We start from the raw sequence: 26914 nt of genomic DNA, 5'->3' as shown, positions 1-26914 counted from the left end.
TCCGATCGACACATGGTTGGTGTATTTGACAGGCTAAATTCGAGCGACGTCCTACAATGCAAGATGATGCCGCGTCCGCGGATCTCGATGGTCCAGATGCCTCCACGATGCCGAAAGCCGGATTGTCGGAAATCCTCGTACCTGGCCTTTCCGCGGTTTTCTGCGGATTGAATCCGGCTCTGTCGGCCGTTCGCGACGGGCATAATTTCTCGAACCCGAGCAACCGTTTTTGGCGCGTGTTGCTGCTGCAGGCGGATGAAGAGCGCGAGCTGCTGCAATATGGCTGTGGTCTGACATCGGCGGTTTCACGTCCGACGAAAAGCGCAAGCGAGCTCAAGAGGCAGGATTATCTGAGCGCCGCGCCTGTCCTGGAAAACAAGACACGAAAGTTTGCGCCGGCCAATCTGGCCTTTCTCGGAAAGGCGGCATACGCGGGGATCAGTCTTCGCGCCGATGTTGAATGGGGTCGGCAACCCGAGACATTTGCCGGCGCCGCCGTCTGGCTGTTGCCAAATCCGAGCGGCCTCAACAGAGCCTTCACCTTGACGACGTTGACCGAACACTATCTCGAGCTGAGATTGACGCTGTAACCGTCCTCCGTCGATCTCGAAATTGCGGTGAGCATCATTCGGGAGAAATGTCATGGTACACTTGCTTTCGGTCAATGTGGGCCTGCCGCGCGACATCACCTGGCAAGGCAAGATCGTCAACACGGCCATTTGGAAGACGCCGGTCGACGGCCCGCGTATGGTGCGGCGCCTGAACGTGGACGGCGATGGACAAGGCGACCTGGCTGGCCACGGCGGCGAACGCCGCGCAGTCTTTGTCTATCAAATCGATTCCTATCGGTACTGGCAGGAGCAATTGCGCCGAGACGACTTCGTCTACGGGCAGTTCGGCGAGAATTTCACCGTCGATGGTTTGCCCGATGCAGAAGTATGCATTGGAGACCGTTACCGGATCGGCGGTGCTTTGTTCGAAGTGACGCAACCACGCGTCACCTGCTACCGGCTCGGCATACGCATGGACGAGCCGGAGATGGCCGCGCTGATGGTCAAACACGGTCGGCCTGGTTTCTATTTCCGTGTGCTGGAGGAAGGGGAAGTGCAGGCCGGCAACGAGATCACGAAAGTGGCGTCCGGGCCTGAAGGCATGAGCGTTTTCGAGATCAACGCGCTGCTTTATATGCCGGGCCACCCCCGCGATCAGTTGGAGCGCGCGCTGCGCATCCCGGCGCTGAGCCCAGGCTGGCGTCGTTCTTTCCAGGCGCTGATCAAGCAGGAGCGGAAGCAGGGCGCGCCGACAGGAAATGCCGGGCTGACCGCCGCGTCCGCCCCACCTCCGGCATGGCGCGGGTTCCGCCCGCTGCGTGTGTCGCGCAAGGTGCGCGAAAGTGGTAGCGTGGTTTCGCTCGTGCTCGAACCGGCGGATGGCCAACCTGTTGCCGCCGCACTCCCCGGGCAGTTCGTGGTGCTGCGGCTCGGGCCGACTTCGGCGCCAGCGCTGATGCGCAGCTATTCGCTGTCAGGCGAGCCCAGCGCCACCCGCTACCGCGTCAGCGTCAAGCGGGAGGCCCATGGCGCTGCCAGCGGCTACATCGACGACGAGCTGCAGGTTGGCGACATCGTCCAGGCAAGTGCCGCCCGCGGCAGTTTCACATTGCGGCCAGGCGATACGCCGGTTGTTCTGATGAGTGCCGGGATCGGAGTGACGCCGGTGCTGGCGATGCTTCATGTTTTGGCGGCCGAAGCATCGACGCGGGAGGTCTGGTGGTTATATGGAACCCGCAATGGCCGCGAACATCCGTTTGCCGATGAGGCGCGCGGGCTGCTGAAGGCGCTCGCTCACCATCACAGCCATATTTGCTACAGCTCTCCCGACCCTGAGGATCGGCCCGATATAGATTTCGACGCTCGCGGCCACCTGGATGCGCAGGCGCTCAAGTCGCTCAACCTGCCACGCGATTGTGACGTCTATGTCTGCGGACCGTCGAGCTTCATGAGCGATCTGACCGTCGGCCTTGCAGCCTTGGGCATCGCGCCGGATCGCATCCACACCGAGATGTTCGGAGCCGGTCCTGCGATGACCCCCGGCATAGCTGCTTCATCTCGCCGGCCACCACATTTGCCTGCCGGGCTCCCAGGCTCGGGGCCGTTGGTGTCATTTGCCCGCACCGGTCTCAACGTGCGCTGGGAGCCGACATTCCAGAGCTTGCTCGAACTGGCCGAGGCCTGCGATGTGCCTGTGCGATGGTCGTGCCGAACTGGCGTCTGTCACACTTGCGAGACCGGACTTGTGGAGGGAAATGTCGGCTACCGGCCGGAGCCTGTCGATGCTCCGGCGGATGGCAATGTGCTGATTTGCTGCTCAAAACCTGAGGGCGACATCGTGATTGATTTGTAACTCCTGGACGAACGCGCCGACCGTGAGTCTTGCTCACGACGCACGGCGCGGTAATGGCCCGGTGTCGTCACTGCCTTGCAAGCATGGAGGATGCGATGCTGCTCAAGGGCGAACGAACATTCGTGGTGCGGGATATGGGAGGCTTCGTCGCGCACATCAACATGCCAGGGTGGTTGAAGCCCAAGCCGACCGATCACGGCCAAGGCCCTCTCGCAATGGTCGTTGAATCGATCCTCGATCCCGGCCGCCTGATCGCCATGCACGAGCACAGGAACGACGAAATAATTTCCTGGGTGCCCGAAGGCGTCATGCGTCACGACGACAAGGCAGCTGGCCGGTTAGTGATCGACCGTGACCATCTGATGGTGATGAATGCCGGAAAAAGCTTTTGGCATTCCGAAGAGACGCTGGCATCCGATCCGCCTCTGCGGATGCTGCAGATCCTCGTTCGCCCTTATGCGGTCGATCTGGAGCCAAGGATCCAGCACGGGCCGATGCCAGCTGCCGCGGCAAACGTCTGGCGACACTTGGTCGGGCAGGAAGGAGAGGGCGCGCCCTTCTATGTCCGCAGCGCAATCGACGTCTTCGACATGCGGCTAGAGACAGGCGTCCGGGTGGAATTCCCGCAGAAACAAGGCCGAGACCTCTATTTCTATGTCTTTGGCGGATCCATTGTCGTCGATCAGCAGACCTTCGCCGAAGGCGAGCAGGGGCTGCATTTATCTGATGACAAGCTCGAACTAGAGGCGCAGAGTGCAAGCACGTTGGTCGCGTTTCTGCTCGACCCGAACGCATCTATCACCAGGCAGGGGACTGTCGGCGACCACAAGAAGATCCCGCCGGCAATCATCATTCGCGCGTTCCTGCGATGGAGGAAATTTCGCCATATGTGGCGTCGTCATCTTTCGCATCGCCGCTCGAAGACCGAAAAGGCGATATGAATGGAACAAGGATGCCCCTAACGGGTTTCGAACCTTAGCGTTCAATAGGAGGAGCATTTCATGCCTACGGTTGCCGCCACACCCATCACCCCACCAGACCAGCACGTGGTAACAGCGCGCGAAGCCATCGAGCCGCTTTATGAGAAGCTTGAGCTTCAAACGGAATCGCTGGTCCTGTCTGCGGCGCTGGAAGCGGGATGGTCTTCGGATGAGGCAACCGAGGCGCTGGCGGCGCTTAGACTGCAGGATGCGCTTTCCACCCTTGGACGAACGGCCTGACCGATAAAACTCCGGCAAAGATCGGGTTACGTGGTTAGCACAGCACCTTCCGGGCCTCAGAAAGATTCTGTGAGATGTTATCCCATTTCACTCGATGATTTTTAATCTCAACCATGAACCGCGCCAAGCCTTTTCAAAAGCAGCGGAGGTCACAAGACCTCGATCCTACTTGAAATCTTCGCCGACATGTATATGCATGTGTATATACATAGGAGTCCGACGTGGTCAATTCCCGACGTCAAGAGCCTATTCCCCAGCGGGAGGCCAAGCTTTTCAGAAACAACAAGAGTCAGGCTGTACGAATCCCGGCTGACTTTGAGCTACCCGGTGACAGAGTGATGATCCACCGCGACGGCGATCGGCTCATTATAGAGCCTGTGCACCGGAAGAACCTCCTGGAAGTTCTGGCTGGTCTGGAGCCGCTTGGTCCTGAAGATCAGTTTCCCGATGTCGACGATACCCTGCTTCCTGTGGAGGAAATCGACCTGTGAGCAGGCTTTATATGCTGGACACCAATATCGTCTCGGAGCTTGCTCGAAACCCGATGGGCACAATCACCCGACGCATCGCCGAGGTTGGGCCCGATGCAATTTGCGTCAGCATTATCACGGCATCGGAGTTGCGCTACGGGTGCGCCAAGAAGGGATCACCGAAACTTCTAGCACAGATCGAAGCCATCCTTGGCAGCATACCGGTGCTTGCGCTGGATCTGCCCGCCGATGCTGAATACGGTGGCATCCGGGCTGAACTGGAGGGTGCTGGCAAGCCTACCGGTCCAAATGACTTATTCATCGCTGCCCACGCCTCTGCCCTCGGAGCAGTTCTGGTGACGGCGAACATGGGCGAGTTCATGCGTATCCGCGCTTTGCAGGTCGAAAACTGGTTGATTTGAAAGGGCGACAGGCCCGATCGGGAGATTCCCGATGGCAACCCTCTGCATCAGTTTCACAATCCGGTCATAGCCAGGTAGGTTGGCGCGAAGATCATTTCGGGTTCTGTCGCAGAGATCGCGAACTGACACGCAAGCGAGCTGCTTATCTCAACCATCGCGCCGTCTTTGATCTCGGAGTTATCCAATCCAACTAATAGGAAGCCCTCGGTTGACGACTCCTTCAATGGTCTGGGACGAAGCCGGTCCTTGTAAGCTGCGACTTCACGTATTTCTTTGCCAGGAACATGTAATCTCGCAATAAGCCTACTGCCGATAGGGACGTCGGTCGATCCTTCGACGGCGACCATAGTGCCATTGCGGCCTTCGACCCGAAACGCTTCTAAAATCTTTCGCATTTACCATTCTCCGGGTCGGTTAACGCTCCTCCCGACCGGTCGCCAGTCATCTTGTTGAAACGGCGTCGGAACATTGCTGAGAGGGTCGGATTGGGACTACGCGGACGGGTTTCCGTGGCTGGTGCTTCCCAGAGAGCAGTTCCCAGGCGCGACGTATCTTCTCGAGCCTGGAGGAAATCCGCTCCTTTGCGGGAGGAATCAACATGCCGTTGCGGAAATCAGCCAGGGCTTGGGCTTCCAGCCTCGTCCGTTCGCTGGCCCCCTCACGGTCGGCGATTGGCTTGCCGGTCTGGCGATCCATGACCGACCACATCCCGTTCTCAAGTGCTTGTATTTCGTAGCGCGGCATACTGAAGCCTTAGAGTGGAAGCGTTCACCTCAGCCTGAAATCCCTTTGAAATCAACTAGACCGGCGCATCGCTTCACACATACTTTAGTGAGATGGTGAACCGCCAGTTACCCGCAGGGCAGGCCCCGAATGAACCTCCATGCGGTCCGCGACGGAGCCAAGGAGGATGTGCTATGTCAGCGGCCGCAGTTTCTTTCTCAGGAGAATGACATGATCAGCCGACGCTCCGCCCTGATAGTCTTTGCAGGAGCTGCTTTGTCGGGCGGCGTATATGCACAGGATCAGGTTACCGACGGCCGGTCTCCGGGGTCGCTTGCCTTCAAGATCACACCGCTGCCCGTTAAGTCGAACGCCGATGACCTCGCTTTGATGGCGTCGTATGGTGAGGGTGACGACGAAACGAAATTCGCCATCGAACTAAAGAGCGAGTCGCATGGCATGTTCCGCCATGTCACAGGCGGGCCGCGCCCCACGCATTTCCTTTCCGAACTGGGCAAAGCCCTGGAAGCGAGCGATCTTCGCCTTTCAGACGCCAAACAGGACACGCTAGCGTTCGATATAGCATTTCTCGGACCACCGACCATCCGCTCCTTCGGAGGCGGTTTCGGCGGCGGTCCTGGAGACTGGTACACTACCAAGATTTTCCTCGGACAAGATCAGGCTGAAGTCTATTTTAACTTCAATCTCGTGTCTGGCGAGGCTGAGTTCAGCATCAAAGACGAGAGCTATGGCAACGATGTCCTCTCCGAACTTTCCAAGGTGATCTGGTAGGCCTGGCTCCACGGCGTTTGCGTAGCGTATTCCATCTCCCTCCGCTATCGAACACGTCCACGGCAGAGGGATCGCCTAGTGGCGGCTACGCCGATTCCGCGAACTTTTGAGCAGCCGAGGAAGGAAACACAAAACCAGACCAAGTCTAATCGCCGCCACGACAACCGGATCGATACCAATGGCTCCGCTGGAAGCTTGGAACCACGCGTAATTGATTTGAAATCCCAAGCCGAACTAAAGCGCAATGATACCGCGTACTCGAAGCCCGTTGCCCAAAGAAACTCAGCTTGATGGCAAGTTAGGAGCGAGGTTGGGCGCAGACTTCGAGCCGCACCCAATAAGGATTATTATCGGCCACCGACGCGATCACAAAAAGCTCAAGGTCAGGATGACCGAGCAGCGCGAAAAGAACTAGGACAACTAGGGAATTCAGCCCGCTGTTGTGATCATTGGCGTAGCGAGTGATTTGGGCCCTGGGCTGGCGTAGGCACAAGGCGATCTAATCGGCTTTTGTGGCACGTACTTTCACGCAATTTTTGTCGGCGCATTTCCAATCAATTCGGACCAGCCCATCGTTGCGTGATGGTCTGTCATGCGGCATTTCTATTCATCAACTGACTAAGCAGAGAGTTGGAGGCTACCGTCACATTTCCCGGTTTTTCCGACCCGTGCGATATCAACCCAAGACCAAGCAGACGCCTATAGTTCCATAAGATATCTTATGCCACTTTTGCCTGTAGCCGGGTACATTCTATTTCCAAGTGCGACATGCCAGTAATTTCAATGGCTTCACTTCGGAGATTTTGGCATGTCCAGATGCTATACGCAAATCACCCTCGCCGACCGGCGACGCCTACATCAACTGGTGGCGGCAAAAGTTCCCGTCAACGAGATGGCCCGTCAGCTTGGCCGTCACCGCTCGACGATTTACCGCGAGATCAAGCGCAATACGTTTCGTGATCGCGAACTGCCGGACTACGACGGCTACTACAGCACGGTTGCTCACGATATCTCTAAGGAGCGGCGACGCCGGCTGAGAAAGCTGCGGCGCCACCCGAATTTACGCTCGGAGATCATCAACCAGTTGGAGGCACGCTGGTCTCCAGAGCAGATCGCCGGGCGGCTGTTGTCGGAGAGGCTCAGTCTTGTTCGCGTCTGCAAAGAGACAATCTATCGCTTCATCTACAGCAAGGAAGATTATGGGCTAGGCCTCTATCAGTATCTACCGGAAGCGCGCCGCAAACGTCGTCCACTGCGCTCCAGGAAGCCGCGCGACGGTGCGTTCCCAGCCACGCATCGCATATCCCAACGTCCTGATTTTATTGGAGATAGATCACGGTTTGGGCATTGGGAGGGCGACCTCCTCATCTTTGAACGCCCACTCGGACATGCCAATGTCACGTCCCTCGTGGAGCGCCGAAGCCGCTATACGGTTCTCATCAAGAATCCGAGCCGGCACTCACGCCCGATCATGGACAAGATCATCAGAGCGTTTTCTCCTTTACCGGCGTTCGCGCGTCAAAGCTTCACATTTGATCGCGGTACCGAGTTTGCCGGATTCAGGGCTTTGGAAGAAGGGATCGGTGCGCGTAGCTGGTTCTGCGACCCGAGTGCACCGTGGCAAAAAGGGACAGTCGAGAATACCAACAAGCGCATTCGCCGTTTCATGCCAGGCGCTACGGATCTGGCAGCCGTGTCACAACACGACCTGATCCAACTCGCACGTCATCTCAACGACCAACCCCGTAAATGCCTCGGCTACAAGACACCAGCCGAGGTGTTCATGGCGCATTTGCAGGATGAGGCGTGATCCCCTACCCTGCAAAATGGGCATGATGCACTTGGGTTAGCTTCTCCACCGCAAAGTTGAAGTGTCCTGTTTCTGCAAAGTTGGAATGTCACACTCCCCGCGTTTGATGACGTGGGAGATTGCCGATGGGACTGATTGCGATGAGCGAGCGTGACCTGCAGCGGATCGAGGTTTTGTCGAAAGTCATCGACGGTCGCAAGCCCGGTCGGCGCACGGATTTCATGAACGATCCGAAGGTTCTTGCGCGACGAGAGAAAGCGTTGATGAGGCAGCCAGCGGCGGAATAAACAGCGTCAATGCACGCCGATGTCGCTCTGCGTATCCGATTCCAACTGCAGGCAAGCTGGCCAAAGTGGCGTCTTGTGGAAGGCTCCATCCTGGAGGAGCGTGAGCCCCTCTCGTGCCTCATAGAGCACACCGAGCCAGCACAGGCGTCGAAAGACGCCATATTGGAGATCGGATTTCAACTTCCAGGCTTCTATGGTCATTTCGGTGTCCGACAGAGGCGCCAAGTCTGGATAGAGGATCTTCACAATGTCTATTGGCGTGCACCCTTCTCTGGCCTTGATATTGAGAAGATTGAGGAACATGCGCCACCAGCGTAACCGCGCTCGGACCTGCTCTTCCCGCTCGGTGGTGTGGACATACGAATAGAGATAGTCCGTGGCGACCAGATCGAAGAAGGCTTGCGGGTTCACCAGGAACTCCCGACCGCGTCTGGTTGGCAGCAGCACATCTTTTTTCCGGCGAAGAAGCTTCAGATGACGGGTCATGTCGCGCACGACCCAAAGCGGCGGCATGTCGCTTTCATTGAGTACCTTGTTCATGCTGTAGAGGTCTTCGGCTGTGAAGCCTGGCCAGAGGAAGTGCACAGCGGCCCAATGCACGAACTTGCGGTTCATGGCGCCGGTTGCCGTCAATCCTATGCCACCCTCATCGTAAGCATAGGCAACCGAAAGAAGCATGCCGCGCAGAAGTGGTGACAGCGCGGCGACGTCAATGTTACCCTGCAGCTTGATTTCCGGAAGCATCGTGCGACTTTGATCCCTGTCCTGGGCCATGCAAGTGCCAGCGAATATCGACCGGCGAGAAAACAATTGCCAGTGAGAAAGCTAAAGGGGTGGGTCTAACCCGCTCCTCCCTTGCAACCGGTCAAGCCGGTCGGATCGGGGGCTGACTGAGGGGCCAATGTCGCATTTCTAACTGGCTGGTGACGTCGCACATCTATTCAGCTTTGACATTGTTAAGACAGATTGCGAATTAGAACAGTTGCTCTCAAGGGTTGATTTCGAATGCGGCGGCAATACCGTTTGATAATCGCAGTTCGTAGAGCACGTGATCGCGCAAGCGATGCACCTCGGCGAATTGGGATGATTGAACTCACCGATCCAGCTCATCCCCCGTCGTCTCTTTGATGTTTGCCGGCACCGTAAAGCTGACGGTGCGATGCAGCTTTTCGTAGGCGGGGCGAAGCGATTTACGGAACCAGCTTGACGGTCCCGTCATTTTGACCTATATACTGGAACCTGTATAAAGGGGTTATCATATGGAACGGCTTGTCTACGACAACGTCTTCGAGTCACTCGTTGACGACAAAGATGAAGCCGCCGACTTGAGCTTCCGCGCGTCGTTGATCTCCGCTCTCGTCGATCTCTTCGAGGATCGCGGTTGGAAGCAAGCAGATGTAGCAGAAGCACTAGGCATCCCACAGCCACGAGTTAGTGAGCTGATGCGGGGAAAGGTTCATCTGTTCTCCGCTGATCGGCTCATAGGCTACCTGGCTCGCCTCGGCGTTCGCTTCAAACCATCCTTTGAACATCACAGAATCGTCTGTGATGTGGAAATGACAGAGGCCGCCTAGCGGCCTCAGTTGTCTCAATTCTTCTTTTGCTTCTTTCGCGCGTTCACCTCGGCCATCATGGCCTTGTAGCGCTCCTCCACCGTCTTCATTGCAGCCCTGTCTACCCCGTTCGTGGTCTTGGTGAATGCGTGCAATACGAACACCGTATCTTCATACTTGGCGCAGTAGACTGCCCGATAAGCCGGGCTGCCGTTTTCGATTAATTCGATTACCCCGCCCTGCCCGATACCCTTTAAATGTTTAAAATCCGACAGGGGGCTCTTGCCTTCTTGCACCCTCTGCAGGTCCGTCGCAAATTGGAGTGCGATCTCCTTTGGGAGAGCCTTCATCGCCTTCAGCACGGAGTTATTCACGTACTCTAAATTCATTTTTTTGACATTTTTCCCCATCACTTCACGATAGCCCTCTTTCTAGCTGACCTTCTCGTAGAGCACGTGACGGCGCAACGGATGCCCGTCGGCCAAATTGGGATGATCGAACTCACCGATCCGGTTCATTCCCAGTCGTCTCATCAAACCCCAGGAATTGCTGTTTGCGGGCACCGTGAAGCTGACGATGCGGTCAAGATTCAGATCGTTGAATGCAAAGTCGAGAGACCGTTCCGCGGCCTCGCGCGCATATCCGGCGCCATGCCGCGACGCTGAAAGCCGCCAACCGATTTCGACTGCCGGGGCAAACGGCAAAGCCGGCGAAACATTGTTGAGACCGCAGAGACCGATCAACTCGCCGCTTGCCTTCTCCTCCAGCGCCCAGAACCCCCAGCCATGATCCTCGAAGTGAAGGTCGATGCGGTCGAGCATAGCATTCGACTGTTCGCCGGTCAGAGGATTGAGATATCTGATAACGTCGGGCTCGGCATTGATCGCAGCGAAGGGCTTGCGATCCTGCGATCGCCAGGGTCTCAAAATCAGACGTTCGCTTTCGAGCCTCATCGTCCCTCTGCGACAGATCCTACCAGAGCGTCATGTGACGGTTGACGTCCTTGTAGAGCAAGTAGCGGAAACGGCCGGGGCCACCGGCGTAACATGCTTGCGGGCAGAAGGAGCGCAACCACATGAAGTCGCCGGCCTCGACCTCGACCCAATCCTGGTTCAGCCGATAGACCGCCTTGCCTTCCAGCACATAGAGACCATGCTCCATGACATGGGTTTCCATGAAGGGGATCACGGCACCCGGCTCCAGAGTCACGATATTCACGTGCATGTCGTAGCGGACATCGGCCGGATCGATGAACCGAGTCGTCCCCCAACGTCCATCAGTGTCCGGCATTGCCGAGATGGCGTGTTCGTCCTCATGCGTGAAGATCGCCGGAGGCGGCTCTAGCCCCTCCACCTCCTGAAAGGCCTTTCGAATCCAGTGGAATTTTGCCGCAGTCGAGCCGCCGTTTTTCAGGCACCAGACCGAACCCGCCGGAATATAGGCGAACGAGCCGCTGCGAAGCGCATGGCTGACGCCTTCGAGTTCCACTGTCATCTCGCCTTCGACGACGAATAGAACTGCTTCAGCCCGCTTGTCGGGCTCTGGCCGGTCGCTTCCGCCGCCCGGCTGAACTTCCATCACATATTGCGAGAAAGTCTCGGAGAAACCGGAGAGCGGCCTGGAGAGAACCCATGCCCGTGTCCCCGTCCAATGGGGAAGGACGCTGGTGACGATGTCGGTCATGACGCTGCGCGGGATGACCGCATAGGCTGTGGTGAAGACGGCCTTGCTGGAAAGCAGCTCGGTTTGCGGCGGTAGTCCGCCGAGTTTGGAATAATAATCTCTGTTCATCGGTCCAGGCTTCGCGGCATTTGGCATTGCATCTGCTTTATGCGCCGCTCACCTTCCAGGCAACTCCTAATTCGACCGTGAAAATCGATGCGGAGCCGACCGGCCGCGTTTCCGTCAGAACTCGACTTCCAGCTCGACGATCTCGTCCGGCTCGACCAACGCCCCTTCGGTCCATTCGCCCATCAGCGGCCATGACAGTACCGTCTCGACATAGGCTGCGAGCCGCGGCTCCAACTCCACCGCATAGGTGCGAAAGCGGGTGCAGACCGGCGCGTACATCGCATCGGCCACGGTCGGCGCGGTCCCGAACAGCCAAGGCCCGCCGCTTGCCTCGAGGCATTCGGTCCAGATGGCCTTGACGCGCTCGACATCGGGCCGCGCGCCCGAGAATATCTTGAAGCTTGCATGCCGCGCCTTGAGGTTCATCGGCAATGCCGAGCGCAGATTGTGGAAACCCGAATGCATCTCACCCGAGACCGACCGGCAGCGGGCGCGCGCCGCGCGCTCGGCGGGCCAGAGCCCGGCAGTGGGCGCCACTTCGTGGAGATATTCCGCGATAGCCAGCGTGTCCCAGACCGTCACGTCGTCATGGGTCAGCCTCGGCACTAGAACCGACGGTGAAAGCAGAAGCAGTTCCTGGCGCGCCTCGTCATCCAGCTCCACAAGGACTTCGGCGAAGTCCAGCCCCGCCATCCGGCACAGCAGCCAGCCGCGCAGAGACCATGAGGAGTAGTTCTTCGAGGAAATCGTCAGTGCCGCCTGCGACATCGGGCTCTATCCTTGTCGGACAATGTTGCTTCTTCCTCGATAATCTTCTCGCATGGCAGGACATATTCCACTAGCATTTTTTGCACCGCCGCATCGATGCGGCAGTGCGGGAGATTTCGGCCATGCTCTATCAGGCCTATCAGTTCCAGGATGATCTCATCGCGCCCCTGCGCGATCTGGCACGGCGCCTGCAGATCTTCTCTGCGACAGCGTTCTGGGAACCTGTCGGCAGTATGGGCCGGCACTTCGCCGCTGCGCTGGAGATGATCTCACGCTTCGAGATCACCCACGAACGTCCAGACTTCGCCATCACCTCGGCGATGATCGGCAACCGCATGGCGCCCGTCACCGTCGAGACCGTGCTCGACATGCCCTTCGGCACGCTGCTGCGCTTTGCAGCGGAAACAGACGCGCCGCGACCGCGGGTGCTGGTCGTCGCACCGCTGTCCGGTCATTTCGCCACACTCCTGCGCGGCACCGTGCAGACCCTGCTGCGCGATCACGACGTCTATATCACCGACTGGGCCAATGCCCGCGACGTGCCGCTGTCGGCAGGGCGTTTCGGCATGGACGATTATGTGGACTATATCATCCGCTTCCTGGAGGAGATCGGTCCGGGCGCTCATATCCTCGCCGTCTGCCAACCCTGCGTGCAGGCGCTGGCCGCCGTTGCCGTGATGTCGGAAGAGCGGCATCCCGCCACCCCACGCACCATGACGCTGATGGCCGGGCCGATCGATCCGCGCGAAAGCCCGACGAAAGTCAACGAACTCGCGGTGTCGAAGTCGCTCGCCTGGTTCGAGAATTCGTTGATCGCAGCTGTTCCCTGGCGCTATCGGGGCGCCGGACGGCGCGTCTATCCCGGCTTCCTTCAGCTCGTCGCCTTCATGTCGATGAACATGGAGCGCCACCAGGACGCTCATCGCAAGCTTTACGACCATCTGGCGAAGGGCGAGACCGCCGAGGCCGGCAAGATCAAGAATTTCTATGACGAATATTTCGCAGTGCTCGACCTCACCGAGGAATTCTACATCGAGACCATCGAACGCGTCTTCCAGAAAGCGGAACTCGCAACCGGCGACTTGACCCACCATGGCCGCAAGGTCGATCCGGGCCAGATCCGCAACACCGCGCTTTTGACCGTCGAGGGTGGGCGCGACGATATCTGCGCCCTCGGCCAGACCTCGGCCGCGCACGATCTCTGTCGGGCGCTGCGCCCGCATCTGAAGCGCCATCATCTTCAAGCCAATGTCGGACATTACGGCGTCTTCAACGGCCGTCGTTGGGAGGGGGAAATCTACCCCGTCGTGCGCAACATGATCCTGGCCATGGAATAGTGCCCGCCAAATCCGAAACGCGACGGCAAGTTTACCGATCGGCCATGACCAGATGGCCCGGCCCGACTTCGCGATAAGAAGTGCTCGCGGGCTGATAGTCGACTGATCGCATCGGGCTCTTGATCTCGTCGTTCGCCACCATCCGCTTTTCATGGCGACGGTCTGGATCGGGCACGGGCACTGCCGCAATGAGTTTCTTCGTATAGGGATGCTGCGGATTTTCGAAAACCGCGCCCCGTGGGCCGATCTCGACGATCTCGCCGAGATACATCACCGCCACCCGGTGGCTGACGCGTTCGACCACCGCCATGTCGTGCGAGATGAACAGGAAGGCAAGGTTGAGGCTCTGCTGCAGATCCAGCATCAGGTTGATGACCTGCGCCTTGATCGAAACGTCGAGCGCCGAGACGCTTTCATCGGCGACGATGACCTTCGGCTGTAAGGCAAGCGCGCGGGCGATGCAGATGCGCTGACGCTGGCCGCCGGAAAATTCATGCGGATAACGCGCGGCCATATCCGAGGACAGACCGACCTTCACCAGCAGGTCGGCGACGACGTCCTTTGCCTGTTTTGAGTTGCCCATCCTGTGTTCGAGATAGGGTTCGACGATCGCTGCGCCGACCGTCATGCGCGGATTGAGGCTGGCAAAGGGATCCTGGAAGATCATCTGCACGGATTTGCGCATCTCGCGCAGATCCTTCCTGTCGAGGCCGAGTACCTCCCTGCCCTCGACCAGAACGGAACCGGCCTGCGGTTCGATCAGCCGCATGATGGCGCGGCCGGTCGTCGATTTGCCACAGCCGGATTCGCCGACCAGCGACAGCGTCTCGCCGGCATGAAGATCGAAGGAGACGTTTTCGACCGCGTGCACCCGGCTGGTCAGCCGGCCGAAGAGACCGGAATGAATGTCGAAGCGCTTCGTAAGGTTCTTCACCTGCAGGACCGGCGTCGCAGCGACGGTATCGGCGGCCTCGGCGGGAATGTCGGATTCACCCGTTGCGGTATTGACCACGGGGAAGCGCAGCGGCCGTTGCCGGCCCTGCATCGAGCCGAGCACCGGCACGGCTGACAGGAGCGCCCTGGTATAGGGATGTTTGCCGCGGTGGAAGATATCGGCGGTGGCGCCGCTTTCCACCTGTTCGCCGCGATACATCACCACCGTCCTGTCGGCGATCTCGGCAACGACGCCCATATCATGGGTGATGAACAGAACGGAGGTCCCCTCCTCGTCCTGCAGCACCTTGATGAGATCGAGGATCTGGCCCTGGATGGTCACGTCGAGCGCCGTCGTCGGCTCGTCGGCAATCAATAGCTTCGGCCGGCTGGCGAGCGCCATGGCGATCATCACCCGCTGGCGCATGCCGCCGGAAAAACGATGCGGATATTCGCCGAAGCGCGAAGCGGCAGAGGGGATGCGGACCTTTTCCAGCAGCCTTATCGTCTCGGCTTTGGCATCTGCCCTGCTCATGTCGGAATGGCAGAGCAGCGCTTCGGAAATCTGGTCGCCGATGATGAAGAGCGGATTGAGCGATGTCATCGGCTCCTGGAAGATCATCGCCACCTCGTTGCCGCGCACCTGTCGCATGGCATTTTCCGGCAATGCCAGCAGGTCGCGCCCGCCGAGCATGACGCGGCCCTCGACACGGCTCGTGTCCGCCTGCAGCAGCCGCATGATCGAGAGCGAGGTGACGCTCTTGCCCGAGCCGGATTCGCCGACGATCGCCACCGTCTCCGCCGGCGCCACGGTGAAGGAAACGTCGCGCACGACCGGTTTCCAGACGCCGTCCACCAGGAAGGACGTCGTCAGCCTTTCGACGGAAAGAACGGCGCTGGTTGTCTCAATCGGTTGCGCTTGGGCACTGGCCATGGTGGTTCCTCTTGCGGCAGATGAGCGGCGGCGGATCAATCCGGCCAGCGCAGCGCACCGTCGAAGCGGTGCCTGCTGCGGTTTTCGATCGGCGTTGCGATGATCTCGTTGGAGGCGCGCGCCTTGTCGAGTTCCTGCGCCAGGCGCTCCGCGACGATCGTCTCCTCGCCCGGGTGCAGATTGCACGGGTCGAGGTAGAAATAGCGGTGCTCCACCTCGTGATCACGCACGATGATCGGCGGGCTGCCCTTGGCAAGCGCATCCGCCAGATCCCAGGCAGTGATATGCGCCTGCTCGGGATCGACGATCAGGCGCAGCCGATCGAGCGGATTGTTGGTCGGGTCAGGCTCGATCAGCGCAGTGAGGCCAGGGCGGCCGTCGAGCGTGCGCTTCCACAGGTTGAGATAGCTGGTCTCGCGTTCCCGGATGCCGGCATGGTCGCGATTTTCCCAGGCTTCGAGTGCCGCCATGACGCCGAAGATGCTCTCCTTGCCGACCTTCATGCCGCGACCGATGCCCATATTCTGCAGGAAGGCGTGGCGCACCAGCTCCTTCCTGCCGGCAACGATGCCCGAGGTCGGGCCGCCGAGGAACTTGTGGCCGGAGTAGAGCGCGATATCGGCCCCCTGCTCGAGGAAGATCCGCAGGTCATATTCCGAGGCTGCATCGACGATGACGGGCACGCCCTTGGCATGGGCGATCTCGACGAATTCCTTGAGGTTCAACAGGCCGTAATCGACGACATGGTGGGAGACGACATAGACGGCGGCTGCGGTCTTGTCGGTGATGGCGTTTTCCATGTGGAAGCGATGCGTCGAGGTCGCCTGCCCCACAAGCACGACCTTGCCGCCGGCAAGCCGGATCGCCTGATCGACCGGAGCGCCGTAACTGACGACATGGCCCATCTGCACCAGCACTTCGTTCTTCTCCGGCACGACATCCGGCAACCTCTCGATCGCCAGCAGATTGTTGCCGGTGATCGCGCCGGCGACGGCGAGCGAAATGCCGGCCGAGCAAGAGGCGGTGACGAAGCCCGCCTCGCCGCCGGTCAGCCGGGCGATGACGCCACTTGCCTTGCGCTGCAGGTCGTTGATCTCGACGAAGTGAGGCAGGATCGATGCCATCGCCTCGATGGCTTCGGGAACGACGATCGATGCGCCGAGGCTGGTCATCGTGCCCGATACATTGATGACAGGGCGCAGGCCGAGCGACGGGCGGATATCAGTGGACATGGAGATCTCCAGGATTCTGGGTCGAAAAACGAAACATGGGGCGGTCGATCAAGTGTGTCGAGCTCCCATCAACCGTGCAAGGCGACGATTGCCTCGATCTCGACGGTGATGTTGCCGGGCAGCGAACCGAAGCCGACGGCCGAGCGGGCATGTTCGCCGGCCGCGCCGAAGACTGCGATCAGCAGATCCGAGCAGCCGTTGATGACGCTCGGATGATCCTCGAACTCAGGCACGGCATTGACCATGCCGAGCAGTTTCACCACCCGCTTGACCCGGGTGAGATCGCCGAGCGCGTCATGCATGACTGCAAGCAGGTTGATGCCGGTCAGCCGCGCATGGCCGTAGGCCGCCTCGACACTGACCCCACCGCCGACCTTGCCGGCATGCATGAAGCCGTCGGCCTCGCGCGGTCCCTGGCCGGAGAGGTAGAGCATGTTGCCCTCCAACACATGCGTCACGAAGTTGGCGATCGGCGGCGGTGGCGGCGGAAGCGTAATGCCGAGGGCGGCAAGCCGTTCGTAAGGCGAGTTCTCGACCTTGCCGGCGGCGGTAGGAAACTGATTCACGCAAACTCCTGTCATGCGAATTTCGATTGGGCCGACCCACGGTCGGCAGATTAAAGATCCTTGCGAAGTCTTGGATCGAGCATGTCCCTGAGGCCGTCGCCGACCATCTGTAGCGACAGCACGGAGAGAATAATGGCGACGCCAGGAAACAGCGTCATCCAGTCGGCCTGGCCGATATACTGGCGGCCGGCGGCGATCATCGTTCCCCAGGTCGGGATTTCGGGGCTGACGCCGAGGCCGAGGAAAGACAGGCCGGCTTCGGCAAGCATCGCGCTGGCGAAAAGGAAGGTCGCCTGCACCAGGATCGGCGACAGCAGATTGCGCAGCACATGTCGCGTCATGATATGGAAGGTCGAGATGCCGAGCGCCCTTGCCGCCTCGACATAGGGCAGCTCACGAATGACCAGCGTCGACGCGCGGACGATGCGGGCAAGGCGCGGCGCATAGACGATCGACAGCGCGATGATGACGGTCGTCAGCGAGGGACCGAGGGCTGCGACGAGCGCGATCGCCAGCAGAATATCCGGAAACGCCATCATCGCGTCGATCAGCCGGGCGATCGGCGTATCCAGCTTCTGGAAGAAGCCGGCAAGCAGGCCGAGCGTCACGCCGATCATGGCCGACAGGGTCACGACCGCAACACCGACAAGCAGCGACAGGCGGCCGGCGAAGATCGTGCGCGAGAAGACGTCGCGGCCGAACTCGTCCGTGCCGAAGAAGAACATGCCGCTCGGCGGCTTCAGCCGGTTGACAATGGAAAGCTTGGACGGCGAATAGGGCGCGACAACAGGCGCGAAGACCGCCAGAAGCACGAAGATCGTCAGGATCACCAGGCCGCAGGCGACCGTCTTGCGCTTCAGCAGACGGCGAACGAATTTGCTGCCCTCGCCTTCGACTGGTTTGATTGCGATATCGGCCATCAGTAGCGCACCCTCGGATCGATCAACAGATAAAGCATGTCGATCGCAAAATTGATCAGCACGTAGAGCGCGGCGATGACGAGCAGCGCCCCTTGGATGACCGGATAGTCGCGGCGCAGAACCGCCGAGACGACGAGATTGCCGACACCCGGCAGGCCGAAGACGGTTTCGGTGACGACGGCGCCCGAAATCAGCACCGCTGCCGTCAGGCCGATCACCGTCAGGATCGGGATCAGTGCATTCTTCAGCGCGTGCTTGAGGATCACCCGGCGCTCGATCAGCCCCTTGGCGCGCGCCGTGCGGATATAATCGTCGCCGAGCACATCGAGCATCGAGGCGCGAGTGAAACGCAGGATCAGCGCCGAGGAGACGATGCCGAGCGCAAAGGCGGGCAGCGTCAGGTGATACATCCGCTCGAAGAAGGTCGAACCGGGACCGCCATAACCTGAAACCGGGAAGAGATTGAGCCTGACGGCGAAGAACTGCATCAGGATAAGACCGAGCCAGAAGCTTGGAATGCTAGCGGCAAACATCGCGAGCGTCGTTGCCGCCTGGTCGACGAAGGAGCCGCGCCGATAGGCGGCATAGATGCCGATCGGCAAGGCGATGATGCTGGCGATAGCAAGCGAGAACAGCGTCAGGAAGAAGGTCGGCTCGGCGCGGTCGAGCAAGGCCGAGGTGACAGGCATGTTGAGGAAGATCGACTGGCCGAGATCGCCCTTCAGCAGCTGGCCGATATAATAGACATATTGCAGGCCGAGAGACTGATCGAGGCCGAGCCGGGATCTGAGATCGGCAATATCCTGCGGCGTCGCATCCGGCCCGAGCATGACGGCGGCCGGATCTCCCGGCGTCACGCGCACGATGACGAAGACGATCGTGACGACGAGAAACATCACGACGATCATGCCGAACAGGCGCTGGAGGATGTAGCGTATCATGAATGCCTGGCAAACCTTTGCAGATGCTGCGAAAAATAAGACCGGTACCGGTCAGGAATGGCCGGTACCGATGGCGACGCTTACTTCTTGATCGACGCATTCCAGAAATACGGCCATGGAGCCGGCTCGACGCCTTCGAGCTTGGTCGATTCTGCCGAAACGGCGTTGAAGTCGCCGATCTTCATGAAGGGTGCGTCGGCATAGACGGCCTTCTGGACATCGGCCCAGAGCGCCACACGCTTCTTCGGATCGACTTCCGAAGTGAAGGCATCGACGGCGGCCTTGCGGGCCGGCGTATCCCACCAGCCCGGCGAGCTGGTCGAAAGCGAGCCGATGAGGGCCGGCTCCGGCAGGAAGGGGCTATGGGTGATGTAGATATCCCAGAGCTTCGGATCGGTACGGCGCTGCGTCAGCGTTGCCCAGTCCACAACCTGCATATCGACGGTGAAGCCGGCAAGTTTCAGATATTCGGCGGCGACCTGCGCCATCTTGTAATGGAACTCGTACTGGCGGCTGGTCAGAATCCGGATCGGTTCGCCGTTGTAACCGGCCTTCTTGGCGGCAGCGGCCGCCCCTTCCGGATCGGCGACGTTATAGGCGCCCTCGACGCCAGCATCCGTCGACCAGGCAAAGGTCTTCGGATAGATGGCGCCGTCGAGCGCGTAGAAATCCTTGCTGCCGAAAGCCGCGGCCAGCATGTCTTCCATGCTGAGCGCCTGGCGGATCGCCTTGCGGACTTCGACATTCTTGTTGATGCCATCGGCCGTGTTGAAGACGAAGACCGGATAACCGAAGGGCTTGAGGATGATCGGCTGCGAGGCGGTGGAGGCCTTCAGCTTGTCGTAGGATTCCACAGGGATCGAGTCGACATAATCATACTGGCCGGAAATAGCGGCCTCAACGCGGGTGTTCGGATCGGGCACCGGCACGAAGCGGATCTCATCGAGATACTGATGGCGGGCGCCGCCATAACCGTTGCTGTCGCCTTCGCGGGACTTATAGCCGTCGAAGCGGACGAGCTGGATATACTGGTCGGCCTTGCGCTCCTTCAGCATATAGGGACCGGTGCCGATGAAGTCCTTCATCGGCTCGTCCTGCTTTTCGGACGGGATGATGATCGCCGCCGAATTGTTGAAGGCAAGCAGCGAGGTCAGCGGCGCATAGGGCTGCTTCAGCGTGATGGTGAGAGTCGCCGGATCGACGGCGGTGACCTTGTCGATGAAACCGGCCACCTGCTTGCCGCGCGAGGCGATCTTCATCCAGCGGCCAAGCGAGGCGACGACATCTTCCGAGGTCATGTCGGTATTGTCGTGGAACTTGATGCCGGTCCTGAGCTTGATCGTATAGGTTTTGCCGTCGGCGCTGATCTCAGGCAGGCTTTCGGCCAGAAGCGGCGTGACGTTCCAGCTCTTGTCGAAGGTATAGAGCGTTTCGAAAATGTGCTGAGTGACGATGCCGACCAGATCGGCCGTCGACGACATCGGATCGAGCGTCGGCGGCTCACCGATCGTCGCAACGTTGATGACGCCGCCCTTTTCCTGGGCAAGGAGCGTCGAAGGCAGGGCGACGAGCGCAGTGCCGAGAAGGAATGCGACCAATGTTTTCATGTGAGGGCTCCCAATATAGTTCCACAATTATGCAATTCATCTTTTTGTAACAGAATAGGAGATGGATCGATCCTGTCAAGCACGGGCGACAGATTATGCTCGCGGCGGATACTGGGACGCCGGAAAAACACACAATCTTCGGCTGCGCCCGCCTGCAACAAGACCGCGCATTATGCCAAGGTGAGTCACTCGCCCTGCGGTGAGACTTTTAACGGAACGGGAGAACAGGATGAGCATCGATTTCAACGCCGGAAAATGGTTGAACGAACCGGCACGCTGGCTCGCGAACGAAACCGGCCTCACCCTGACGACCGATGAAAAAACCGATTTCTGGCGAGAAACCCACTACGGATTCATCCGCGACAACGGCCATTTCCTCGCCTTTCCCACGAGCAAAGGCTTCACAGCGCAAATCCGCGTCCAGGGCGAATTCCGCACGCTCTACGACCAGGCCGGCCTGATGGTGCGCATTGACGAGAAACACTGGGTGAAGACAGGCGTCGAATTCACCGACGGCGAAGCCTTCCTCAGCACCGTCGTCACCGACGGCAAGTCCGACTGGTCCGTGGCGCAGCCCTTCACGGAATTGGAGGATTTTCGCATCCGCGTGACTGTCGCCAACGGCGCAATGCGCATCCAGGCTTCGCGCGACGGCAGCTTCTGGCCGCTGCTGCGGCTCGCCCCCTTCCCGGCTGCCGATCACTACGAGGTCGGACCCACAGCCTGCACGCCGGAGCGGAGCGGACTGACGGTGCGTTTCTCCGAATTCTCGATTGGGCCGGCGATCACCAGGGATCTGCATGATTTGAGCTAGAGAGCGTCCTTTCGCGGCCCTACCGAAAGAACAAGATCAAATGACTGCGAGTGCAGCGCAGCACACTTGACAAAGACAAGCTGCCTGTATTTTACTCAAGCCTGCGGAATAGGCAGACGGCCTGCCGCGTTGACATGACTCCGATAGTCTCTGGGCAGTTTCGCCCCATGACGCCTCATCGCTCGATGGGACCAGCGTCGTGGGGTTTTTGATGTGGTCACTTCATGAATGACGCGCTGAAAATCGGCATCCTCTTTTCGACCACCGGACCCTACGGCTCGATGGGCCGCGACGCGCGCGACGGTGCCGATTTCGCGATGGCCGAATATGCCGGCGTCGACGGGCTGGCGATCGAGCCCGTCTTCTTCGACCCGCATGCCGATCTTGCCGCCTATCTCGACGGTGCGCGCCATCTTCTGCGCGCCGGCTGCCGCCATATCGTCGGCACGATTACCTCGGCGGCACGCAAGGAGGTCATCCCGCTCGTCGAGAAACATGACGGCCTGCTCTGGTATATGTGCCCCTATGAAGGCTTCGAGGCCAACGAGAACGTCATCTATGTCGGCGGCTGCCCGAACCAGCATCTGCTGCCGCTGTTCGAGCACCTGATCCCGCGTTACGGCGCAAGGCCCTATCTCGTCGGCGCCAACTATGTCTGGGGCTGGGAAATGAACCGGCTCGCCCGCGAACTCATTACCAATGCCGGCGGCGAGGTGCTTGGCGAACGCTATCTTCCGCTTGAGGAAACCGCCGTCGAGCGCATCGTCGCCGAGATCGCGCAACGCCGCCCGAGCTTCATCCTCAACAATCTGATCGGCCCCTCAAGCTACGCTTTCCTGGAGGCGATCAAGGCCCTCGGTGATCGCGACCCGGCCTTCCGCGCGGAAAACTGCCCGGTCGTGAGCTGCGACCTGATGGAATGCGAGCTCGACGATATCGCCGCCGGTGCCGCCGCCGGCCAGCTTTGCGCCGCTTCCTATTTCGACAGTATCGCGACCCCCGAAAATGCCGCCTTCAAGGCCCGTGTCACCGAGCATCACGGCGCGGAGCGGCGTGTCTCCAGCGTCTTTGCCAGCGCCTATACGGCCGTCCGGCTCTGTGTCGATGCGATCGTCGCTGCCGGCAGTGACGAGCCCGATGCCGTCCGGCGCGAGCTCTACAATAGATCCTGGCCGACGCTGTTCGGCGCGCTTTCGATCGACCGCGAGACCAATCATGCCGCCCTGCCCTTCCATCTCGGCCGGATCAACGCCGACAACGGCTTCGATGTCGTCGCCTCGCGGCCGCCGCTCGCCGCCGACCCCTACCTGACCGGCCGCAACCGACAGACCTTGCCGCGGCTGAGGGTGGTGTCATGAGAGAGACACCCAATTTCACCGGCTGGCAGGCGATGGTCCTGCATCGCGAGGACGGCAACACCGAAAGGCTGATCCGCCAGCTTCGCCTGCTCGGCATCCACGCAACCCTGCAATGGGCGCCGCTTTCGACCGCGGCACTGCCCGATCTCGTCATCGTCGATGCCGACCAGGGCTGGGACGATCTGCTGCCCTGGAATGGTGAAACGCCTGCCTGCCCCGTCGTCGCCTTGCTTGGTTCGGAAGCGCCCGGCCGCATCGCCTGGGCGCTCGGACAGGGTGCCGGCGCGATCATCGCCAAGCCGATCGCCACATCGGCCGTTTATCCGGCGCTTGTCATGGCCGTCTCCATTCATCAGGAGCGCAAGGCGACCGCGGAAAAGCTGCAATATCTCGAAGAGCGCGTCCGGCTGCGGCCGCTCGTGCACGCCGCCGTCGAAAAACTTCGGGCCGCACGCGGTATCGACGAGGAGAGTGCTTACGCAATCCTGCGCAATTGCGCCATGCGCCGCCGCCTGCCGATGGAGCAGATATCAGCCTTCATCCTGGCGGGTGCAGAACCTCTGCCGGAGGCGGGCTGATGCATGTGCTGAAACAGATGATCCGCCAGCCGACCGCCCTCTTCGGCCTGATCGTCGTCACACTCGTCATCGGGCTCGCAATTGCAGCGCCGTGGATCGCGCCGTTCAGCCCGGACGAGCAGATGTTTGACGGCCTCTCGCTCGAAGGCGCGCCGCTGCCGCCGGGCGGTCCCTATCTGCTCGGCACCGACACGCTCGGCCGCGACCTCTTCTCCCGCCTGCTCTTCGGTGCCCGCACCTCGCTGATCATCGGCCTTGTCGCCAATGGCATCGCGGTGGCGATCGGCCTCTTCGTTGGCATCGTTGCCGGTTATCTCCGCGGGCTGCCGGGCAACATCCTGATGCGCTTCACCGATCTGATGATGGCCTTTCCGGCGCTGCTGCTCGCCATCGTGCTCGCGGCATTGCTGAAGCCGAGCCTGTGGATCGTCGCCATGGTGATCGCGCTCGTCAACTGGGTGCAGGTCGCCCGCATCGTCTATACCGAGACGCGCGGCCTGGTGGAGCGCGACTTCATCATGGCCGAGCGCTCGCTCGGCGCCGGCCATATGCGCGTGCTCTTCATGCATATCCTGCCGCATCTCGTGCCGACGGCAATCGTCTGGGGAACACTCGGCATCGCCACCACCGTGCTGCTCGAGGCCACACTCTCCTTCCTCGGCGTCGGCGTCCAGCCGCCGCAGCCCTCCTGGGGCAATATCATCTTCGAGAGCCAAAGCTATTTCCAGGCCGCCCCCTGGCTGGTCTTCATTCCCGGCGCGATCATCCTTCTGACGGCGCTTTCCTTCAATCTGGTGGGCGACGCGCTGCGCGACATTCTCGACCCGACCCAGCGCGGGAGGGGCTGATGGCGTCCCTCATGCTGCGCAGGTTGGCGCAGGCGGCTCTCATCCTGCTCGGCGTAGCGGCCATCACCTTCGTGCTGCTCTACGCCCTTCCGGCCGATCCTGCCCGCATGATCGCCGGCCGCAGCGCTACGGCCCAGACGGTCGCCAACATCCGCCATGAGCTCGGCCTCGACCAGCCGCTGCTGGTCCAGTTCGGCACCTATCTCGGCAATCTGCTGCACGGCAATCTCGGCCGCTCCTATGCGCAGAAGACCGATGTCTGGACGCTGATTGCCGCCCGCCTGCCGGCGACGCTGACACTGATGCTTGCCGGCATCGTCGTCGAGGTGGTGCTCGGCCTGACGCTCGGCACCATCGCCGCGGTGCGCCGCGGCGGCTTCGTCGACCGGCTGGTGATGATGGCCTCCTTTGTCGGCACCTCGGCGCCGCAGTTCCTCGTCGCTCTGCTGCTGCTCTACCTGCTGGCGGCAACGCTCGGCTGGTTTCCGATGAGCGGCTACGGCAGCTTCTCGCATCTCGTCCTGCCGGCCGTCACACTCGGCATATGCGGCGCCGGCTGGTACGCCCGCATGGTGCGCTCATCGATGATCGACGTGCTGAACCAGGATTATGTCCGCACGGCGCGCGCCAAGGGCCTTTCCTCGAAGCGCGTCATCCTGCGGCATGCACTGCCCAATGCCGTGCTGCCGATCATCGCGATGATCGGCATCGATATCGGCCAGTTCATGGGCGGCGTGGTCGTGGTCGAAGCGGTCTACGGCTGGCCCGGCATCGGCCAGCTCGCCTGGCAGGCGATCCAGCAGGTCGACATCCCGATCATCATGGGCGTCACGCTGACGTCGGCGCTCGCCATCATCATCGGCAATCTGCTTGCCGACCTCGTCGCGCCGGTCATCGATCCGCGCATCCGCACACGCTGACAGCAACCAAAGAAGGGGAACCAAGATGTTCAAACGCTGGCTGCAACAGACGACCATGGCAACGATGGTGGCGCTCGCCCCATTATCCGTCATGGCCGAGGAAACGCCTAAGCAGGGCGGCGATATCGTCGTCACCTACAAGGACGACATCACCACGCTCGACCCGGCGATCGGCTACGACTGGGTCAACTGGTCGATGATCAAGAGCCTCTATTCCCGCCTGATGGACTATGCGCCCGGCACGCCGAACCCGGTTCCCTCGCTTGCCGAAAGCTTCACCGTTTCGCCCGATGGCTTGACCTATACCTTCAAGCTGCACAAGGGTGTGAAGTTCTCGAACGGCCGTGAGGTCGTCGCCTCCGACGTGAAATATTCGATCGAACGCGCCGTCGACCCGAAGACGCAAGGCCCCGGCGCCGGCTTCTTCGGCGCCATCAAGGGCTTCGAGGATGAAACCGGCGGCAAGACGACGACGCTCTCCGGCATCGAGACGCCGGATGATAGCACCGTCATCTTCAACCTCTCGCGCCCCGACGCCACCTTCCTGCACGTGCTTGCGATCAACTTCGCCTCGGTCGTGCCGAAGGAAGCCGTCGAGGCGGCCGCCGGCGACTTCGGCAAGAAGCCGGTCGGCTCCGGCACCTTCATCCTGAAGGATTGGACGATCGGCCAGCAGCTCGTTTTCGAGCGCAACAAGGATTATTTCGTCAAGGGCGTTCCCTATATCGACAGCTTTAAGGTCGAAGTCGGCCAGGAGCCGCTGGTGGCGCTCTTGCGCCTGCAGAAGGGCGAGGTCGATATTGCCGGCGATGGCATTCCGCCGGCGAAGTTCCTCGAAATCAAGAATTCGGCCGACGGCGCGCAGATGATCGTCGACGGCGAACAGCTGCACACCGGCTACATCACGCTGAACACCAAGTTGAAGCCCTTCGACACCGTCAAGGTTCGCCAGGCGCTGAACATGGCGATCAACAAGGACCGCATCACCCGCATCCTCAACGGTCGCGCAACGCCTGCCAACCAGCCGCTGCCGCCGCTGATGCCGGGCTACGACAAGGCCTTCACCGGCTATGCCTATGACGTGGCGAAAGCCAAGGCGCTGCTGGCCGAAGCCGGCTATCCCGATGGCTTCGAGACCGTGCTCTACTCCACCAACACCGATCCGCAGCCGCGTATCGCCCAGGCGATCCAGCAGGATCTGGCCGCCATCGGCGTCAAGGCCGAAGTCCGGGCGCTGGCCCAGGCAAACGTCATCTCGGCCGGCGGCACGGAAGGCGAAGCGCCGATGATCTGGTCGGGCGGCATGGCCTGGATCGCCGACTTCCCGGATCCGTCCAACTTCTATGGCCCGATCCTCGGTTGCGCCGGTGCGGTTCCGGGCGGCTGGAACTGGTCATGGTACTGCAACGCCGATCTCGACAAGCGGGCCGTTGCCGCCGACTCCATGTCCGATCCGGCAAAGGCGACCGAACGCACCGCCGCCTGGGGCAAGATCTTCACCGACATCATGGCCGATGCGCCGTGGATCCCTGTCATCAACGAACGCCGCGTCGTCGCCAAGTCGCTGCGCATGGGCGGTGCTGACAACATCTACATCGATCCGACCCGCGTCATCAATTACGACGCGATCTTCGTGAAGCAATAAGCCCTGAAGAAACAAAGCCTTCCCGGTTCCTGCCGGGAAGGC

At 60.5% G+C, this 26914-nt stretch carries 29 protein-coding genes; 17 read left to right on the top strand and 12 right to left on the bottom strand.

All coding sequences use genetic code 11. The annotated features are described in order from the left end of the window. The first annotated feature begins 56 nt into the window (after window positions 1-56). The 6 genes from AB8B31_RS30945 (at window position 57) to AB8B31_RS30920 (ending at window position 4515) form a co-directional block, all read left to right on the top strand. A complete protein-coding gene (locus AB8B31_RS30945) occupies window positions 57-590 on the top strand; it encodes a mismatch-specific DNA-glycosylase (protein WP_018246608.1) in 534 nt (177 codons plus the stop codon). A gap of 52 nt (window positions 591-642) precedes the next feature. Beyond that, a complete protein-coding gene (locus AB8B31_RS30940) occupies window positions 643-2403 on the top strand; it encodes an MOSC and FAD-binding oxidoreductase domain-containing protein (protein ID WP_018246607.1) in 1761 nt (586 codons plus the stop codon). A 95-nt stretch (window positions 2404-2498) separates the two neighbouring features. Beyond that, the gene (locus AB8B31_RS30935) at window positions 2499-3344 is read left to right on the top strand and encodes a pirin family protein (protein ID WP_018517211.1); all 846 of its coding nucleotides are present in this window, start codon (window positions 2499-2501) and stop codon (window positions 3342-3344) included. A gap of 60 nt (window positions 3345-3404) precedes the next feature. Continuing rightward, window positions 3405-3623 carry a hypothetical protein gene (locus tag AB8B31_RS30930; RefSeq protein WP_003547964.1) on the top strand — a complete coding sequence of 73 codons (219 nt, stop codon included), beginning with the start codon at window positions 3405-3407 and terminating at the stop codon, window positions 3621-3623. A 221-nt stretch (window positions 3624-3844) separates the two neighbouring features. Further along, entirely contained in the window at window positions 3845-4114 is a 270-nt protein-coding gene (locus tag AB8B31_RS30925; protein ID WP_018246605.1) for an antitoxin, read from the top strand. Beyond that, window positions 4111-4515 (top strand): type II toxin-antitoxin system VapC family toxin, encoded by a 405-nt coding sequence (locus AB8B31_RS30920; protein ID WP_018246604.1) that lies wholly within the window; start codon window positions 4111-4113, stop codon window positions 4513-4515. The genes AB8B31_RS30925 and AB8B31_RS30920 overlap by 4 nt, the downstream gene beginning before the upstream one ends. A gap of 53 nt (window positions 4516-4568) precedes the next feature. On the opposite strand, the gene AB8B31_RS30915 is transcribed toward AB8B31_RS30920, so the two are convergent. Then, the gene (locus AB8B31_RS30915) at window positions 4569-4910 is read right to left on the bottom strand and encodes a hypothetical protein (protein WP_018246603.1); all 342 of its coding nucleotides are present in this window, start codon (window positions 4908-4910) and stop codon (window positions 4569-4571) included. 559 nt (window positions 4911-5469) lie between these two features. Between AB8B31_RS30915 and AB8B31_RS30910 the strand changes: the two genes are divergently transcribed. From AB8B31_RS30910 to AB8B31_RS30900, 3 genes are all read left to right on the top strand, one after another. Continuing rightward, the gene (locus tag AB8B31_RS30910) at window positions 5470-6030 is read left to right on the top strand and encodes a hypothetical protein (protein ID WP_018246601.1); all 561 of its coding nucleotides are present in this window, start codon (window positions 5470-5472) and stop codon (window positions 6028-6030) included. 808 nt (window positions 6031-6838) lie between these two features. Beyond that, a complete protein-coding gene (locus AB8B31_RS30905; RefSeq protein WP_154965433.1) occupies window positions 6839-7840 on the top strand; it encodes an IS30 family transposase in 1002 nt (333 codons plus the stop codon). Window positions 7841-7965: 125 nt separating this feature from the next. Continuing rightward, window positions 7966-8127 carry a hypothetical protein gene (locus AB8B31_RS30900; protein WP_018246599.1) on the top strand — a complete coding sequence of 54 codons (162 nt, stop codon included), beginning with the start codon at window positions 7966-7968 and terminating at the stop codon, window positions 8125-8127. A 6-nt stretch (window positions 8128-8133) separates the two neighbouring features. On the opposite strand, the gene AB8B31_RS30895 is transcribed toward AB8B31_RS30900, so the two are convergent. Then, window positions 8134-8871: a hypothetical protein gene (locus AB8B31_RS30895; RefSeq protein ID WP_026188781.1), complete on the bottom strand. Its 738-nt coding sequence runs from the start codon at window positions 8869-8871 to the stop codon at window positions 8134-8136. A gap of 515 nt (window positions 8872-9386) precedes the next feature. Between AB8B31_RS30895 and AB8B31_RS30890 the strand changes: the two genes are divergently transcribed. Continuing rightward, entirely contained in the window at window positions 9387-9701 is a 315-nt protein-coding gene (locus AB8B31_RS30890; RefSeq protein WP_011655201.1) for a helix-turn-helix domain-containing protein, read from the top strand. Window positions 9702-9715: 14 nt separating this feature from the next. On the opposite strand, the gene AB8B31_RS30885 is transcribed toward AB8B31_RS30890, so the two are convergent. From AB8B31_RS30885 to AB8B31_RS30870, 4 genes are all read right to left on the bottom strand, one after another. Then, entirely contained in the window at window positions 9716-10069 is a 354-nt protein-coding gene (locus AB8B31_RS30885) for a type II toxin-antitoxin system RelE/ParE family toxin (RefSeq protein ID WP_018517210.1), read from the bottom strand. 42 nt (window positions 10070-10111) lie between these two features. Continuing rightward, window positions 10112-10633: a GNAT family N-acetyltransferase gene (locus tag AB8B31_RS30880; protein ID WP_018246596.1), complete on the bottom strand. Its 522-nt coding sequence runs from the start codon at window positions 10631-10633 to the stop codon at window positions 10112-10114. A 19-nt stretch (window positions 10634-10652) separates the two neighbouring features. Then, window positions 10653-11471: a bifunctional allantoicase/(S)-ureidoglycine aminohydrolase gene (locus AB8B31_RS30875; RefSeq protein WP_026188779.1), complete on the bottom strand. Its 819-nt coding sequence runs from the start codon at window positions 11469-11471 to the stop codon at window positions 10653-10655. A 114-nt stretch (window positions 11472-11585) separates the two neighbouring features. Beyond that, window positions 11586-12239, bottom strand: coding sequence for a glutathione S-transferase (locus AB8B31_RS30870; RefSeq protein WP_018246594.1), 654 nt, complete (start codon window positions 12237-12239; stop codon window positions 11586-11588). Between the two features lie 122 nt (window positions 12240-12361). On the opposite strand from AB8B31_RS30870, the gene AB8B31_RS30865 reads away from it, so the two are divergent. Next, on the top strand, window positions 12362-13576 hold the full coding sequence (locus AB8B31_RS30865) for a polyhydroxyalkanoate depolymerase (RefSeq protein ID WP_018448597.1): 1215 nt from the start codon (window positions 12362-12364) through the stop codon (window positions 13574-13576). 31 nt (window positions 13577-13607) lie between these two features. Here AB8B31_RS30865 and AB8B31_RS30860 read toward each other — a convergent pair whose 3' ends face one another. From AB8B31_RS30860 to AB8B31_RS30835, 6 genes are all read right to left on the bottom strand, one after another. Then, entirely contained in the window at window positions 13608-15443 is a 1836-nt protein-coding gene (locus AB8B31_RS30860; protein WP_439007653.1) for an ABC transporter ATP-binding protein, read from the bottom strand. 35 nt (window positions 15444-15478) lie between these two features. Next, window positions 15479-16675, bottom strand: coding sequence for an aminotransferase class V-fold PLP-dependent enzyme (locus AB8B31_RS30855; RefSeq protein WP_018246592.1), 1197 nt, complete (start codon window positions 16673-16675; stop codon window positions 15479-15481). A 68-nt stretch (window positions 16676-16743) separates the two neighbouring features. Next, window positions 16744-17256 (bottom strand): RidA family protein, encoded by a 513-nt coding sequence (locus AB8B31_RS30850; RefSeq protein ID WP_018246591.1) that lies wholly within the window; start codon window positions 17254-17256, stop codon window positions 16744-16746. Between the two features lie 35 nt (window positions 17257-17291). Beyond that, window positions 17292-18161 (bottom strand): ABC transporter permease, encoded by an 870-nt coding sequence (locus tag AB8B31_RS30845; protein ID WP_018246590.1) that lies wholly within the window; start codon window positions 18159-18161, stop codon window positions 17292-17294. Further along, window positions 18161-19102 carry an ABC transporter permease gene (locus AB8B31_RS30840; RefSeq protein WP_018246589.1) on the bottom strand — a complete coding sequence of 314 codons (942 nt, stop codon included), beginning with the start codon at window positions 19100-19102 and terminating at the stop codon, window positions 18161-18163. The genes AB8B31_RS30845 and AB8B31_RS30840 overlap by 1 nt, the downstream gene beginning before the upstream one ends. Before the next feature lie 80 nt (window positions 19103-19182). Next, window positions 19183-20709, bottom strand: coding sequence for an ABC transporter substrate-binding protein (locus AB8B31_RS30835; RefSeq protein ID WP_018246588.1), 1527 nt, complete (start codon window positions 20707-20709; stop codon window positions 19183-19185). Between the two features lie 229 nt (window positions 20710-20938). On the opposite strand from AB8B31_RS30835, the gene AB8B31_RS30830 reads away from it, so the two are divergent. From AB8B31_RS30830 to AB8B31_RS30805, 6 genes are all read left to right on the top strand, one after another. Continuing rightward, on the top strand, window positions 20939-21523 hold the full coding sequence (locus AB8B31_RS30830; RefSeq protein WP_018246587.1) for a DUF1349 domain-containing protein: 585 nt from the start codon (window positions 20939-20941) through the stop codon (window positions 21521-21523). A 224-nt stretch (window positions 21524-21747) separates the two neighbouring features. Then, window positions 21748-22881, top strand: a complete 1134-nt coding sequence (locus AB8B31_RS30825) for a transporter substrate-binding protein (RefSeq protein WP_018246586.1) — start codon at window positions 21748-21750, stop codon at window positions 22879-22881. Next, entirely contained in the window at window positions 22878-23459 is a 582-nt protein-coding gene (locus tag AB8B31_RS30820; protein WP_018246585.1) for an ANTAR domain-containing response regulator, read from the top strand. The genes AB8B31_RS30825 and AB8B31_RS30820 overlap by 4 nt, the downstream gene beginning before the upstream one ends. Beyond that, window positions 23459-24307, top strand: coding sequence for an ABC transporter permease (locus AB8B31_RS30815; RefSeq protein WP_017996436.1), 849 nt, complete (start codon window positions 23459-23461; stop codon window positions 24305-24307). Before AB8B31_RS30820 ends, AB8B31_RS30815 begins: the two co-directional genes overlap by 1 nt. Further along, entirely contained in the window at window positions 24307-25227 is a 921-nt protein-coding gene (locus AB8B31_RS30810) for an ABC transporter permease (protein ID WP_018246584.1), read from the top strand. Before AB8B31_RS30815 ends, AB8B31_RS30810 begins: the two co-directional genes overlap by 1 nt. Window positions 25228-25252: 25 nt before the next feature. Continuing rightward, window positions 25253-26872 (top strand): ABC transporter substrate-binding protein, encoded by a 1620-nt coding sequence (locus AB8B31_RS30805; protein WP_018246583.1) that lies wholly within the window; start codon window positions 25253-25255, stop codon window positions 26870-26872. The last annotated feature ends 42 nt before the right edge of the window (window positions 26873-26914 follow it).

Origin of the sequence: Rhizobium sp. 62_C5_N11_2 (assembly GCF_051811185.1) — a bacterium.
GTDB classification, from domain to species: domain Bacteria; phylum Pseudomonadota; class Alphaproteobacteria; order Rhizobiales; family Rhizobiaceae; genus Rhizobium; species Rhizobium leguminosarum.
Note: the sequence above shows the minus strand (reverse complement) of the source record. Positions and strands in the feature narration are given on the sequence as shown.